This is a genomic window from Buttiauxella sp. BIGb0471 (genome assembly GCF_024807715.1).
GTDB classification, from domain to species: Bacteria; Pseudomonadota; Gammaproteobacteria; order Enterobacterales; family Enterobacteriaceae; genus Buttiauxella; species Buttiauxella agrestis.
The window spans coordinates 424,523-439,640 of record NZ_JANUEU010000004.1; the positions used below are offsets into that span (position 1 = coordinate 424,523).

Annotated in this window: 13 protein-coding genes; 8 read left to right on the top strand and 5 right to left on the bottom strand. The window is 50.8% G+C overall.

Annotated elements, in window-relative coordinates:
* Positions 1 to 82: 82 nt before the first annotated feature.
* On the bottom strand, positions 83 to 541 hold the full coding sequence (gene asnC, locus M2371_RS15820; RefSeq protein ID WP_034499887.1) for a transcriptional regulator AsnC: 459 nt from the start codon (positions 539 to 541) through the stop codon (positions 83 to 85).
* A 156-nt stretch (positions 542 to 697) separates the two neighbouring features.
* On the opposite strand from asnC, the gene asnA reads away from it, so the two are divergent.
* Positions 698 to 1,690 carry an aspartate--ammonia ligase gene (gene asnA, locus M2371_RS15825; RefSeq protein WP_172896038.1) on the top strand — a complete coding sequence of 331 codons (993 nt, stop codon included), beginning with the start codon at positions 698 to 700 and terminating at the stop codon, positions 1,688 to 1,690.
* A 3-nt stretch (positions 1,691 to 1,693) separates the two neighbouring features.
* On the opposite strand, the gene viaA is transcribed toward asnA, so the two are convergent.
* Both viaA and ravA read right to left on the bottom strand, forming a co-directional pair.
* Positions 1,694 to 3,145 (bottom strand): ATPase RavA stimulator ViaA, encoded by a 1,452-nt coding sequence (gene viaA, locus M2371_RS15830; RefSeq protein ID WP_259268127.1) that lies wholly within the window; start codon positions 3,143 to 3,145, stop codon positions 1,694 to 1,696.
* On the bottom strand, positions 3,145 to 4,638 hold the full coding sequence (gene ravA, locus M2371_RS15835; RefSeq protein ID WP_259268128.1) for an ATPase RavA: 1,494 nt from the start codon (positions 4,636 to 4,638) through the stop codon (positions 3,145 to 3,147). Before ravA ends, viaA begins: the two co-directional genes overlap by 1 nt.
* Positions 4,639 to 4,863: 225 nt before the next feature.
* On the opposite strand from ravA, the gene kup reads away from it, so the two are divergent.
* From kup to rbsR, 7 genes are all read left to right on the top strand, one after another.
* On the top strand, positions 4,864 to 6,732 hold the full coding sequence (gene kup / locus M2371_RS15840) for a low affinity potassium transporter Kup (RefSeq protein ID WP_172896035.1): 1,869 nt from the start codon (positions 4,864 to 4,866) through the stop codon (positions 6,730 to 6,732).
* Positions 6,733 to 6,926: 194 nt separating this feature from the next.
* Positions 6,927 to 7,346: a D-ribose pyranase gene (gene rbsD / locus M2371_RS15845; protein ID WP_259268129.1), complete on the top strand. Its 420-nt coding sequence runs from the start codon at positions 6,927 to 6,929 to the stop codon at positions 7,344 to 7,346.
* Between the two features lie 7 nt (positions 7,347 to 7,353).
* Positions 7,354 to 8,868: a ribose ABC transporter ATP-binding protein RbsA gene (rbsA, locus tag M2371_RS15850; protein WP_172896033.1), complete on the top strand. Its 1,515-nt coding sequence runs from the start codon at positions 7,354 to 7,356 to the stop codon at positions 8,866 to 8,868.
* Positions 8,865 to 9,830 (top strand): ribose ABC transporter permease, encoded by a 966-nt coding sequence (gene rbsC / locus M2371_RS15855; protein ID WP_034499898.1) that lies wholly within the window; start codon positions 8,865 to 8,867, stop codon positions 9,828 to 9,830. Before rbsA ends, rbsC begins: the two co-directional genes overlap by 4 nt.
* Before the next feature lie 28 nt (positions 9,831 to 9,858).
* Positions 9,859 to 10,746, top strand: a complete 888-nt coding sequence (gene rbsB, locus M2371_RS15860) for a ribose ABC transporter substrate-binding protein RbsB (protein ID WP_034460716.1) — start codon at positions 9,859 to 9,861, stop codon at positions 10,744 to 10,746.
* 72 nt (positions 10,747 to 10,818) lie between these two features.
* A complete protein-coding gene (gene rbsK / locus M2371_RS15865; protein ID WP_259268130.1) occupies positions 10,819 to 11,748 on the top strand; it encodes a ribokinase in 930 nt (309 codons plus the stop codon).
* A 2-nt stretch (positions 11,749 to 11,750) separates the two neighbouring features.
* A complete protein-coding gene (rbsR, locus tag M2371_RS15870) occupies positions 11,751 to 12,743 on the top strand; it encodes a ribose operon transcriptional repressor RbsR (RefSeq protein WP_259268131.1) in 993 nt (330 codons plus the stop codon).
* Here rbsR and mdtD read toward each other — a convergent pair.
* Positions 12,740 to 14,122: a multidrug transporter subunit MdtD gene (mdtD, locus tag M2371_RS15875; RefSeq protein ID WP_259268132.1), complete on the bottom strand. Its 1,383-nt coding sequence runs from the start codon at positions 14,120 to 14,122 to the stop codon at positions 12,740 to 12,742. The two genes, rbsR and mdtD, sit on opposite strands and share 4 nt — an antisense overlap.
* Positions 14,123 to 14,164: 42 nt before the next feature.
* Complete coding sequence (locus tag M2371_RS15880; protein WP_172896029.1) at positions 14,165 to 14,863, bottom strand: FadR/GntR family transcriptional regulator; 699 nt, start codon at positions 14,861 to 14,863, stop codon at positions 14,165 to 14,167.
* Between the last annotated feature and the right edge of the window lie 255 nt (positions 14,864 to 15,118).

The window sequence follows — 15,118 nt, forward strand, 5'->3', positions numbered from 1 at the left end:
CACCTTTTCGAAACGATGGGCATTGTACGCTGTGTAAGGCCTGCGATCTACCTGTGGATAATATGGGTATTAAAATTAGCGGCTAAGGCTTGATGGTGCGCATGATCGGGTTCTGGAGGGAGATCAGTGTTTCGGTGGACTGAATTTCATCAATTGTTTGGATCTTGTTGATAAGTACCTGCTGCAGCGCATCGATAGATCGACACATCACCTTAATAAAGATGCTGTAGTGGCCGGTGGTGTAATACGCCTCGGTGACTTCTTCCAGACTTTCGAGTTTTGCCAGCGCAGACGGGTAGTCTTTAGCGCTTTTCAGAATGATGCCGATAAAGCAGCAAACATCGTAGCCCAACTGTTTAGGGCTGATATCAATGCGTGCTCCGGTAATAATTCCCGCCTGCTTCATCTTCTCTACGCGCACATGAATTGTGCCAGGACTCACGCCAAATTGTTTTGCCAGTTCGGCGTAAGCCGTACGTGCATTTGCCATTAAAGCGTCAAGGATGCCGCGATCGAGATTGTCGATCTGATAATTATCCATCACTTTTTCCTATGATTAGTAACGATTGTTCATCTTTTATAGCCTTAAATTCGTCGATTAAAAACAGTAAAGGCTTTTTTATTGTTGATTATTGAATGTTGTGTCGTTTTTGTTGCTTAATCATCGTCAGTAAAACAACACAATAAAGAGAAAACCATGAAAACTGCCTACATCGCTAAACAACGCCAGATTAGTTTTGTTAAGTCACATTTCTCCCGTCAGCTGGAAGAAAAGCTTGGTCTGATGGAAGTCCAGGCTCCAATTCTTAGCCGCGTGGGTGATGGTACTCAGGACAATCTCTCTGGTTGCGAAAAAGCGGTACAGGTTAAGGTGAAAACCTTGCCTGATGCGCAGTTTGAAGTGGTGCATTCGCTGGCTAAATGGAAAAGAAAAACACTCGGCCAGCACGACTTCAGCGCGGGCGAAGGGCTTTACACGCACATGAAAGCCCTGCGCCCCGATGAAGACCGTTTGACCCCGATCCACTCTGTGTATGTCGATCAGTGGGATTGGGAGCGTGTAATGGGTGATGGAGAGCGCCATCTTGGTACGCTCAAGCAAACTGTAGAAAGCATCTGGGCGGCGATGAAAGCTACGGAAGCCGCAGTGAGCGAGCAGTACGGTTTGACGCCTTTCCTGCCTGAACAAATCCACTTCGTTCATAGCGAAGAACTCCAGGCTCGTTTCCCGGACCTGGATGCAAAAGGTCGTGAACGTGCCATCGCTAAAGAGCTGGGTGCGGTGTTCCTGATTGGTATTGGCGGTAAGCTGGCTGACGGTAAACGTCACGATGTTCGTGCGCCAGATTATGATGACTGGTCAACGGTCAGTCAGGGTGATTTTAAAGGCCTGAATGGCGATATTATGGTGTGGAACCCGATTCTGGAAGATGCCTTTGAGCTTTCTTCTATGGGGATCCGTGTTGATGCACAAGCATTGCAACATCAGTTGGCAACTACCGGTGATGAAGATCGTCTGCAACTTGAGTGGCACCAGTCACTGCTGAAAGGCGAAATGCCGCAAACCATCGGCGGCGGCATTGGTCAGTCTCGTTTAGTGATGTTGATGTTGCAACAGCCGCATATTGGCCAGGTTCAGTGCGGCGTATGGCCATCTGAACTTCACGCTAAAGTTGATTCACTGTTGTAACTATTAACGCCGCCAGCGACGCAGAAGGCGGCTACGCATCCCGGTATCGAAGCGCCAGATATGGTCAAAAATGCGCATGATGCCGGGTTTTCCGTGTCCGGACATGGCGACGGCGTGGAAACGATGCAGGTGCTTGCGCTGTAAATCTTTAACCTGCGTCACGACATCGTCTGGCAGACGTTGAGCAATAAAGTCAGAAATCACCACAGCATCGGCGTCAAACCATTCACTTCCCTGCATTTTTTCAGCGATCGCACGAAAACAACTGGCGAGATCGGTTCCGCCGCGAAAGCGCTGGCTCAGGAAACGGATCGCCTGTTCGATGCCATCTGGCCCGCACACTTCATAGCGCACCACTTCGCTGGAAAACAGCATGATGAAACAGCGGCGGTTATCCGCAAGTGCGACTCGCATTAACGCCAGGCAGAAGGCTTTGGCGCACTGTTCATTGAAACCGCCCATGGAACCGGATGTATCGACGCAGACAATAAATGGCCCGCGCGGTTGTTCATCGAAATCCTGATGCACGACCGGGCGTTCAACCACTTTCTCGCGCCATGAATCGCCATGTAACCGGTAAGTCAGCAATTGTTTTTCCACCAGCCGGCGGTAGAACTCAAATTCCAGTTCGCTAATGCCAAGCGTTGCCAGTTCTGGCGGCAACAAACGCAGGATGTCATCGCTGCGCTGAAGGCCATCAACCTGTTCTGGTACCGTTGCTGGCTCGCGGACTAGCATGCGCCAGGTTTCGGTCGGCGCATCTTTTCTGGGTACGGCTTTCGCTTCTTTTGAACGCCCAAGTTGCTCTGCAATTTTCAGCAGTTCAGGCTGACTGGTAAGGAAATCGCCGTATTGCACGATGAGCTGATAATCCCCGCGTTTAAGCGAACCGGCGCTCATGTCCCAAAGCCGCCCGGCAGCGTTATCACTATCGACAAGAACCGGTTCAAGTTGGCCGCTTAACGCCAGGCGCTGCTGAACTTCGGCCAGCAATTGGTCACGTTCATCTTCGAGTAATTGCTGATTCAGGGAGGTAGTCTGCACTACCAGACTCAATCGCCAGCGTTGCAGGAATAGCGTTTGTTGTGCCGCTGTCAGGCGAGGAGTGTCCGCCACCAGCTTTTGCGCTTGCGCAAAAAAGGGTGAATCAACACTTTCCAGCAAGCGTAAAATTTCCGGCAGTTTTGCAGATAACTGGCTGGTGGTGAGCAACTGACTTTCTTGATAACACTGTACTTCCCGGGCTAACTCTTGCGGGACGTTGGTATCGTGCAGACGGGATTTCAGCAGCTCGCGCCAGCGAGGGATATCTTTGGTCACCGCGTTTTTCATCCGCGGAAATTTCTCAAAGAACAGCGCCAGCTGCGGTGCTGCTAAAAGCGCGATAATGACGCTTTCTATTAATTCACCCTCGCTGATCGCGAGGATGACATCAAGAGCTTCAACGCTGAGCATTAATGCCGCGCCTGTTTAATTTGTTCGGCCACATCTTGCAGACTAGCTTCAATTTTTCCGAGCCATTCGTTGTGGATAAACAGGCATTTTTGCTGATCGTTAAAACGCTCATGTTGCTGATGGAGGGTCTCTTCAAGAGAGTCAAATTGCTGTTTGATCTCTTCAGGCACCCCTTGCTGTTGTTTACCCGGCATCATCAGGCGTGTGCCTTGCAAGCTGATATCGCGCAATACCAGATGTTGGCTACTATCAACTTCCATATTCAGCACCTGGGCAAAACCAATACCGTTGAGTTTGCCGCGTAACTCGCCTCCTTTTATAAGCCATTGCGCACAGGCTTCACGGGAGACAGAGACGTGGAGAACTTCGATATCATGGAGTTTCAGCGGTTGCTGGAGCAGCAATGTCAGCGTTTCGCCAGTCAGATAGTCAGGCAGTTGGTACTGTGGACGACGAGTAAACATTCCACCTTGTTTGGTCACCGTAATAGCTTCACGGTCACTGTGCTGCTGTTGTAATTGAATCCTGCGCTGCACGATAACCGCTAATTGACTGAGCATGGAATTTTGTTGCCAGGCGTGCCCGGTCATCAATATTTCCAGCTGTTGCTGCATCAAATTCATTGCCGCGGTGTCGTGCCACAGACAATCTTTCAGAAGGATTAAATCAATTGGCGCGACAGCATTTCGGCCGCTAAAGAAGGCGCTGGCTTGCAGCAGGCGAATAGCTTTCTTCCAGCGACGGTCAGAAACATAAGGTGCACCCGACGCGTTCTCTAACTGCTGGCGTAAAGTGAAAATAAGCTCAAAGACATTATCTGGCAGCAAAACAGAGCCGATTTCTTTCTGCCACTGAAAATACTCTTCGTCAGAAACTTGCAGGTTTTCCGGCACCGGATTGTCGTTTTCATCATGCTGACTGGTGAGCATGGATCTGAAATTACCCTTGTCCTGCACTTTATCGAGCCACAGGCGAATCAGCATTCGGTCATACAAGGCTTCCAGGCTGCTGTCGGCTTCGGGGAGTTCGTTGGATGCCGCCACCAGCAAACGCATGGGGATTTTCTCTTCGCTGGCGCCATTGCGGAAACGACGTTCATTTATTGCAGTCAGCAGGGTGTTCAAAATCGCTGGGCCCGCTTTCCAGATCTCATCGAGGAACACGATTTCCGCTTCGGGTAGATAACCGGCGGTCAGGCGCTCATAGCGTCCTTCATCTTTAAGCGCCTGAATGGATAATGGCCCAAACACCTCTTCCGGCGTGGAAAAGCGCGTCATCAGATATTCAAAGGCGCGTGCATGCTGGAATGCAAACTTCAAACGGCGGGCAATCAAACTCTTGGCGATCCCTGGTGGGCCAAGCAAGAAAACACTTTCGCCGCTCAATGCTGCCAGCAGGCAAAGACGCACCGCGTGTTGGCGTTCAAACAACCCTTTTTCCAGTGCCTGGCTAAGCCGTGAAATTCTTTCAGCCAATAAATGTGATTGAGCCATAATTAGCATTGCATCCTTACGCGGTTACCAGAGTTCAGAAAATCGAGTATATCGTTCATCTATATTATCGTTAATGGATTGATGAGCGGCTCTTTTTTCCCTGACATAAGTTAAGCCTGTTGTATTTAGGGGTACGATTTCCTTGATTATCGTGCATACTGTGCGCCTTTTTGTGGGCCAAGGGACTAAGCACACGCTTTCGGGATTCCAACAAAAGATTAGTCTATGAGCGCTGATAATAAACAATCATTGCCTGCGATTACGCTGGCTGCAATTGGGGTGGTATACGGTGATATCGGTACTAGCCCGCTTTATACCCTTCGTGAATGTCTGTCTGGTCAATTTGGGTTTGGCGTAGAACGCGACGCCGTATTTGGCTTTTTGTCTCTGATTTTCTGGCTGTTAATCTTAGTCGTCTCGGTTAAGTATCTGACCTTTGTTATGCGTGCGGATAACGCTGGCGAAGGGGGTATTTTGACGCTGATGTCTTTGGCTGGGCGTCATACCTCGGCGAGAATGACTTCTGTGCTGGTGATCATGGGATTGATCGGCGGCAGCTTCTTCTATGGCGAGGTGGTCATTACTCCGGCAATATCGGTTATGTCGGCCATCGAAGGGCTTGAGATAGCTGCCCCGCAACTCGATGCCTATATTGTCCCGCTGTCGATAGTGGTCCTGACGCTGCTGTTTATGATTCAAAAACACGGCACGGGTATGGTGGGCAAGCTGTTTGCTCCCGTCATGATGCTTTGGTTCCTGGTGCTGGCCGTGTTGGGTGCACGCAGTATTATGGCCAACCCGGAAGTGCTTCAGGCGCTGAACCCGGCGTGGGCTGTGCACTTCTTCCTGGAATATAAAACCGTTTCATTCTTCGCACTCGGCGCGGTCGTGCTTTCTATTACGGGTGTTGAAGCGCTGTATGCCGATATGGGCCACTTCGGTAAATTGCCTATTCGTATTGCATGGTTTTCCGTCGTGCTGCCGTCTCTGGTGCTGAATTATTTCGGCCAGGGCGCACTGCTGCTCAAAACGCCGGAAGCGATAAAGAACCCATTCTTCTTACTGGCTCCAGACTGGGCGCTGATCCCGCTGATGATTCTGGCAACGCTTGCCACGGTTATCGCTTCTCAGGCAGTGATTTCCGGTGTGTTCTCGTTGACTCGCCAGGCTGTACGTCTGGGATATCTGTCGCCAATGCGCATCATTCATACCTCGGAAATGGAGTCCGGGCAGATATATGTGCCAGCAATTAACTGGCTCCTCTATATCTCCGTGGTGATTGTGATTGTGAGCTTTGAGCATTCCAGTAACCTGGCGGCTGCGTACGGTATCGCGGTAACGGGTACGATGGTCCTGACGTCCATTCTTTGTTGTACTGTCGCGACCAAAAACTGGCACTGGAACAAAGTTGCTGTGCTGCTAATGGGCTTTGCATTCTTGTGCATCGACATTCCGCTGTTCTCTGCGAACGTTGTGAAAATCTTCTCCGGCGGTTGGTTGCCACTTTGCCTGGCGCTGGTGATGTTTATCATTATGACGACCTGGAAAAGCGAGCGTTTCCGCCTGCTGCGTCGTATGCATGAGCACGGAAATTCACTGGAAGCGATGATTGCCTCCCTGGAAAAATCACCGCCAGTACGTGTTCCGGGAACCGCTGTTTATATGTCCCGTGCGCTGAACGTGATTCCTTTTGCGATGCTTCACAACCTCAAGCACAACAAAGTGCTGCATGAGCGCGTGGTACTGCTGACGCTGAGAACTGAAGATGCGCCGTACGTTCATAATGTACGTCGTGTTTCTATCGAACAGCTTTCGCCAACTTTCTGGCGGGTGGTCGCAAGCTATGGCTGGCGCGAAACGCCAAACGTGGAAGAGGTGTTCCATCGTTGTGGCCTGGAAGGGTTAAGTTGTCGAATGATGGAGACATCATTCTTTATGTCGCATGAATCGCTGATCATCGGCAAACGGCCATGGTATTTGCGCCTGCGCGGTAAGTTGTTTATGGCTCTGCAACGCAATGCCTTGCGCGCACCTGACCAATTCGAAATCCCGCCAAATCGGGTTATCGAGTTAGGAACCCAGGTCGAGATTTAACGTTAACGCCTCTTCAATCGAAGGGGCGTTTTTTTTGTCTTTTTGATTGTTCGCGCTCTCATTTCTTCCCTTTTGAAACAGAACAGCGAAACGTTTCGATGGCGATCACATTTTCGTCACGCGCTGGTTGTTTTCCCATCACTACATTTCCTACACTTTACCTCAGCGAAACGTTTCGCTAGTGGAGTAAGAAAATGAAGAAAGGCACTGTTCTCAACGCTGATATCTCGTCTGTTATTTCTCGTCTTGGCCACACCGACACGCTGGTGATTGCCGATGCCGGGTTGCCCATTCCACGCAATACACCGCGTATAGATTTGGCACTGACTCACGGCGTACCGGGTTTTATGCAGGTCGTTGAAGTCGTAACACAAGAGATGCAGGTTGAAGCTGCCGTCTTAGCTTCGGAAATTAAACAACATAATCCCCAACTCCACGAAACGTTGCTTAGTTACATCGAGCAACTGCAACAACACCAGGGAAACACCATTTCTATTCGTTACATCAGTCATGAGCAGTTCAAGCAACACACCGCTGAAAGCCAGACGGTTATTCGCAGCGGGGAGTGTTCCCCGTATGCGAATATCATTCTCTGTGCTGGCGTAACTTTCTGAGGCCGGCATGGAACCGTTACTGCAATTAAAAGGGATCGATAAATCGTTCCCAGGCGTGAAAGCCCTTTCTGGGGCGGCGTTGAATGTATACGCCGGGCGCGTGATGGCGCTGGTGGGTGAAAACGGCGCAGGCAAATCCACCATGATGAAAGTGCTGACTGGCATTTATCAGCGTGATGCGGGTTCGCTGTTGTGGCTTGGCAAAGAAACCACGTTCAATGGCCCGAAATCCTCACAGGAAGCGGGCATCGGTATTATTCACCAGGAACTCAACCTGATTCCGCAGTTAAGCATTGCGGAAAACATCTTCCTTGGCCGTGAGTTCGTTAACCGTTTCGGCAAAATCGACTGGAAAACGATGTATGCCGAAGCAGACAAGTTGCTGGCCAAACTCAACCTGCGCTTTAACAGTCAAAAGCTGGTGGGTGATTTGTCGATCGGCGATCAGCAGATGGTCGAAATCGCCAAGGTTCTGAGCTTTGAGTCGAAAGTCATTGTGATGGATGAGCCAACCGATGCTTTGACCGATACCGAAACCGACTCTTTATTCCGCGTGATCCGCGAGCTGAAAGCTCAGGGGCGCGGCATCGTTTATATCTCGCACCGTATGAAGGAAATCTTCGAGATTTGCGACGACGTGACCGTGTTCCGCGATGGGCAGTTTATTGCCGAGCGTGAAGTGGTGACGCTGACCGAAGATACGCTTATAGAAATGATGGTCGGTCGCAAACTTGAAGACCAATATCCTCGTCTGGATAAGCAACCCGGTGAAATCCTGCTGCGCGTCGATAACCTCTCCGGGCCTGGCGTGCATGACGTGAGTTTCAACTTGCGCAAAGGCGAGATCCTCGGCGTTGCCGGTTTGATGGGCGCGGGTCGCACTGAATTAATGAAAGTGCTGTATGGCGCACTGCCGCGCACTGGCGGTTACGTGGCGCTGGATGGGCGCGAAGTGGTGACGCGCTCACCGCAAGATGGTCTGGCAAACGGCATCGTTTATATCTCCGAAGACCGTAAGCGTGACGGGCTGGTGCTCGGCATGTCGGTAAAAGAGAACATGTCGCTGACCGCGCTGCGCTATTTCAGCCATAACGTGGGTAGCCTGAAGCATAAAGATGAACAGCAAGCGGTTCAGGATTTCATCCGTTTGTTCAACGTGAAAACCCCGTCGATGGAACAGCCGATTGGCCTGCTATCAGGGGGGAATCAGCAAAAAGTGGCGATTGCCCGTGGCCTGATGACGCGCCCGAAAGTGTTGATTCTTGATGAGCCAACACGCGGCGTTGACGTTGGGGCTAAGAAAGAAATTTATCAGTTAATCAATCAGTTCAAAGCAGATGGATTAAGCATCATTCTCGTTTCGTCAGAAATGCCGGAAGTCCTCGGTATGAGTGACCGAATTATGGTGATGCATGAAGGGCATCCTGGTGGGGAATTTACCCGTGAAGAAGCGACCCAGGAAATATTGATGGCGGCGGCCGTCGGCAAGTTAAATCGCGTGAATCAGGAGTCTGTAAAATGAGTACCCAGTCTATTCCGACCCGTCGCTGGTTCACCAAAGCGTGGCTGTTAGAGCAAAAATCACTGATCGCACTGCTGGTGTTGATCGCAGTTGTATCGAGCCTTAGCCCGAACTTTTTCACCGTCAATAACCTTTTCAATATCCTGCAACAAACCTCTGTGAACGCCATTATGGCGGTCGGGATGACGCTGGTTATTCTGACTTCGGGAATCGACCTGTCCGTCGGTTCTTTACTGGCGCTGACCGGAGCGGTAGCAGCCTCGATTGTTGGCTTAGAAGTGAATGCGCTGGTGGCGGTTGCCGGGGCGCTGGCACTTGGGGCGGCAATCGGTGCTGTGACTGGCGTGATTGTCGCGAAAGGGCGAGTGCAGGCGTTTATCGCAACACTGGTGATGATGCTCCTTCTGCGCGGCGTGACCATGGTTTACACCAACGGTAGCCCGGTCAACACGGGTTTCTCCGATAACGCCGATGTGTTTGGCTGGTTTGGTATTGGCCGTCCGCTGGGTATCCCTACTCCGGTGTGGATTATGGGCGTGGTCTTCCTGGCTGCGTGGTACATGCTGCACCACACTCGTCTGGGTCGTTATATCTATGCGCTTGGCGGTAACGAAGCGGCGACGCGTCTGTCCGGTATTAGCGTTAACAAAGTTAAAATTATCGTTTATTCACTTTGCGGTCTGCTGGCGTCTTTGGCCGGGATCATCGAAGTGGCACGTCTTTCTTCTGCGCAACCGACGGCAGGTACTGGCTATGAGCTGGATGCCATCGCTGCGGTAGTGCTTGGCGGCACCAGCCTTGCGGGTGGGAAAGGACGAATCGTTGGAACGCTGATCGGTGCGCTGATCTTAGGCTTCCTGAATAACGGACTGAATTTATTAGGTGTTTCTTCTTATTACCAGATGATCGTCAAAGCAGTGGTTATTTTACTGGCGGTGCTGGTGGACAACAAAAAGCAGTAACAATCATAACCCTACAGGACATCTGACTATGAATATGAAAAAGCTGGCTACTCTGGTTTCTGCTGTTGCACTGAGTGCCACCGTAAGTGCAAACGCGATGGCCAAAGACACCATCGCGCTGGTTGTTTCCACGTTGAATAACCCGTTCTTCGTTTCCCTGAAAGACGGCGCGCAGAAAGAAGCCGACAAACTGGGCTACAACCTGATTGTTCTGGATTCGCAAAACAACCCGGCGAAAGAGCTGGCGAACGTGCAGGATCTGACGGTTCGTGGCACCAAGCTGATGCTTATCAACCCAACTGATTCCGATGCTGTCGGCAATGCGGTGAAAATGGCGAACCAGGCTAAAATCCCTGTAATTACGCTCGACCGTATGGCAAACCAGGGCACGGTAGTGAGCCACATCGCTTCTGATAACGTTGCCGGTGGTAAAATGGCGGGTGACTTCATCGCTAAGAAACTCGGTGAAGGCGCGAAAGTTATCGAACTGCAAGGTATTGCCGGTGCATCTGCTGCGCGTGAACGTGGTGAAGGCTTCAAACAAGCGACTGCTGCACACAAATTTACCGTTCTGGCGAGCCAGCCTGCTGACTTCGACCGTACTAAAGGCCTGAACGTAATGCAGAACCTGCTGACAGCCCATCCTGACGTGCAGGCGGTATTTGCTCAGAATGACGAAATGGCATTGGGTGCTCTGCGTGCACTGCAAACTGCGGGTAAATCTGACGTTCTGGTGGTTGGTTTCGACGGCACTGCTGACGGCGTGAAAGCAGTTGAAAGCGGTAAGTTGGGCGCGACGGTTGCCCAGATGGCTGACCAAATTGGCGTTATTGGTGTAGAAACCGCAGACAAAGTATTGAAAGGCGAAAAAGTCGACTCCAAAATCCCGGTTGACCTGAAGCTGGTTACTAAATAAGACAACAATAGAAAAGCAGGGCACCGCACCACTCCAGAACTGGGGTGGTGCAATTAACTGGACTGATAAAAAATGAAAACTAAAGGCAAGCTCGTTGTCCTTGGCAGCATTAACGCTGACCATATCCTTAACCTCGAACATTTTCCGACGCCAGGTGAAACTGTTACCGGGCAAGAGTATCAGGTAGCGTTCGGTGGAAAAGGGGCCAACCAGGCAGTTGCTGCCGGGCGCAGCGGTGCGGATATTGCCTTTATTGCTTGCGTGGGCGACGACGATACCGGAAGCCGCGTCTGCAAACAGTTAATCAGTGACAAAATCGACACTTCTCCGATTAGCACGATTAAAGATGCCGCAACGGGTGTGGCACTTATCTTCGTTAACGCTGCCGGTGAAAACGTGATTGGCATTCATGCCGGCGCGAATGGGGCATTAACGCCTGCGCTTGTTGCACAACAACATCAAAAAATCGCTGAAGCATCCGCACTTTTAATGCAGCTCGAGTCACCGCTGGAAAGTGTGCTGGCAGCAGCAAAAATTGCCCATCAGAACCAAACTAAAGTCGTGCTTAACCCCGCTCCTGCGTATGCGTTATCTGACGAGCTGCTCGCGTTGGTGGATATGATCACGCCAAATGAAACCGAAGCGGAAAAACTGACAGGTGTGCGCGTCGAAAATGATGACGATGCGGCGGTTGCAGCTCAGGCGCTGCATGCGAAAGGTATTGAAACCGTCATTATTACACTCGGCAGCCGTGGCGTTTGGCTGAGTGAAAACGGTAAAGGCCAGCGTGTTCCGGGCTTTAAGGTGAAAGCTGTGGATACCATCGCTGCGGGCGATACCTTTAATGGCGCGTTGGTTACTGCATTGCTGGAAGACAAGCCGATGAATGAGGCGATTCGTTTTGCTCATGCCGCCGCTGCAATTGCCGTAACACGTAAAGGTGCGCAGCCTTCGGTGCCGTGGCGTCACGAAATCGACGAGTTTTTGCAACAGCAAGGATAATCATGGCCACCATGAAAGACGTCGCGAAAATGGCCGGGGTCTCGACTTCTACCGTTTCGCACGTCATTAATAACGACCGCTTTGTGAGTGATGCCGTTCGCGCAAAGGTCGATGCGGCAATCAAGACTCTTAACTATGCGCCTTCTGCACTGGCGCGTAGTCTCAAGCTTAACCAAACACACACTATTGGCATGTTAATCACCGCCAGTAGTAACCCGTTTTATTCTGAACTGGTGCGTGGTGTTGAACGCAGTTGTTTTGAGCGCGGTTATAGCCTGGTGTTGTGTAATACCGAAGGCGATGAGCAGCGAATGAATCGCAATCTGGAAACACTGCTGCAAAAGCGCGTCGATGGTCTTCTTCTTTTATGTACCGAAACTCATCTCCCTTCGCCCGCTATTATGAGTCGCTATCCTTCTATTCCCACGGTGATGATGGACTGGTCTCCTTTTGAGGGCGAAAGCGACGTCATTCAGGACAACTCTTTGCTGGGCGGCGACACGGCAACGCAACACCTCATTGATAATGGATATACCCGGATCGCCTGCATTACTGGCCCACAAGATAAAACGCCAGCGCGCTTACGCCTTGAAGGCTATCGCAACGCGATGAACCGCGCAGGGCTAACGATTCATGAAGGTTATGAAATCATCGGTGACTTTGAGTTTCAGGGCGGTTTCACCGCGATGAAATCGCTGCTTGCGCTGGAGCAACCGCCACATGCCGTATTTACTGGCAATGATGCTATGGCGGTTGGGGCGTATCAGGCTTTGTATCAGGCGGGGTTGAAGGTTCCGCAGGATATGGCGGTGGTGGGTTACGATAATATCGAGCTGGCGCGATATATGACGCCGCCGCTCACGACCATTCATCAGCCTAAAGATGAGTTGGGTGAGTTGGCCGTTGATGTATTGATACATCGAATGGCGCAACCCACCCTTGAACAGCAGCGTCTATTTTTGACGCCAGAGCTGGTGGAGCGCGGTTCCGTTTAACGCTTGATCATATTGCGCCCGTCTTTAGGGCGTAACAGTAAGAACACCAGAGCGGAAACCAACGTCACTCCACCCATCGTCAGGAAGGTGTAGTGGAATTGCTCAACGGTATTAATGCTTTCTACTCCTTCATACAAACGAAGTACCGCCGCACTTACCGCTACGCCAAGACTGATCGCCAACTGTTGCGTTACGGCCAACACACTGTTGCCGCTGCTGGCGTTTTCATCGGTGAGGTCGGCCAGCGTAATCGTATTCATTGCCGTGAACTGCGTAGACATCGCCATCCCCAGAATAAACAGCGGCAAAATCAGCATCCACACTTCCATTCCTGGCGACTGCAATGAGAATTGCCCAATCAGTAAACCGATCACCAGCGTGACACCGACTAACGTTTTTCTATAGCCAAGACGACGTAATACCTGAGTTACGGTCGATTTTGCCAGTAACGAGCCAATGGCGGTTGGAGCCATCATGCATCCGGCAATCAAGGCAGAATAACCAAAACCGACTTGTAGCATTAAAGGCATCAGGAATGGTACGCAGCCGGTACCGAGACGAGAAGCGAGATTGCCGATGATCCCTATAGAGAAAGTTCTGGTGCGAAACATCGGCAAAGCGATCAGCGGTGTCGGGTGGCGACGAGCGTGCCAGATATACGCTGCCAGCAGAGCAAGCCCACTTAATATCGTCAGAATACCGATGTAACTGGCAACAATGCGTTCGCCGAATAACTCCATCCCGCTAGAAATGCATACCAGACTCAAGCCAAATAAAAGAAAGCCTGTCATATCAAAGCCGCGTCGTGGAGTCGTGAAGTTTGGCATGTACTTGCGGGCGTAGATAAGGCCAAGAATTCCTATAGGTATATTAATGAGGAAAATCCAATGCCAGCTCGCCCACGTAACTAAAACGCCGCCGAGCAATGGGCCGAGGATTGGGCCAACAAGCCCTGGCATGGTGACGAAGTTTAATACGGGCAGCAATTCGCTACGCGGATAGGCGCGTAATAATGCTAAGCGCGCGACCGGCATCATCATTGCCCCGCCGATTCCCTGAATAACACGGAATACGACTAATTCACCCAGCGAGTTGGACATCGCGCAGGCAAACGAGCCGAGAGTGAAGAGGGAAACGGCGAACATAAACACGCGCCGTGTGCCGAAGCGGTCAGCAAGCCAGCCGCTGACAGGGATCAGCATCGCAACGGTTAAGGTGTAACTGATAATCGCGGATTGCATTGCCAGCGGCGAACGCCCAAGGCTATGAGCTATTGCGGGTAATGCAGTATTGAGAATAGTGGCATCCAGCGCCTGCATGAAGAATGCCATCGCCGCTATCCACGGTAACCCGGCCATACTGCGAGCTGTTTTGGTCATTTTTATCCTGATGTTTTAACGCATCCAGGAGAAGGCGAGTCTTTACCCTTGAGCGAACGGTTCTTTCAACAGTGTCTGACCAGCGATTAACGCGGCCTGGCTGTCGCCCTGGGTAATGGCATCAACGATTGCCTGGTGCAAGTCGAGCTTAATAACTTCGTTATTAGTTATTGCGGTGAAGTAATTGTAATAAATAGAACGGAATAAGTTAGCGAAAGAACAAAGGAAAGGGTTACCACTCATTGCATAGATTTGCTCATGGTACGCCATATCGACTTCTATCCAGCGTTGACGGTCAAATTCACCCTTTAGCTTTACCATCTCAGCCATTATTTCATTAAGGATGGCTTTCTGTTCTTCCGTGCCATTTATTGCGGCCATTGCACAGGCTTGTGGTTCCAGGCTATTACGCATAACAAGGAAGTAATCCACCACTTCATTAAAGTTCTCTTCTGTCATCCACCAGGCTAGCAGTTCCTTATCAAGGAAATTCCAGTGGCTGCGAGGCATAACGCGAGTCCCGATGCGCGGGCGTGGTAAAACCATCCCTTTCGCGGTTAACGTCTTTACTGCTTCTCGTACAGCCGTGCGACTCACACCGAAGAGTTCACCCAGTTCGATTTCACCGGGCAAAATACTGCCCGCTTCATACTCACCTCTGAGAATGCCTTGTGCTAGTTTCTCCGCCAGAACATATGAAAGGTTCTTTTGCGCCGCGAGTTGTTGTGCAGATAGAGACATGAATGCAGTTCCTTTAGCTTTGTTTCTTTTATTAGTATGCCACCAGGTCTACATTTCTGATGCTTAAAACAGCAAATATCCCGTGTTCTGCGGCTTTTACAGTGCTTTTGGCGAAAAAAAAGACGCTTGGTGATTTTTTTGCAATAAACACTTGTCAGCTTCCGGAAAATCCCTATACTGCGCCTCCACTGACACGGCACAACGGCTTACAAACCGGCCCGTCAGCCAGATGAAAAGCGAAAATAAACGCTTGAC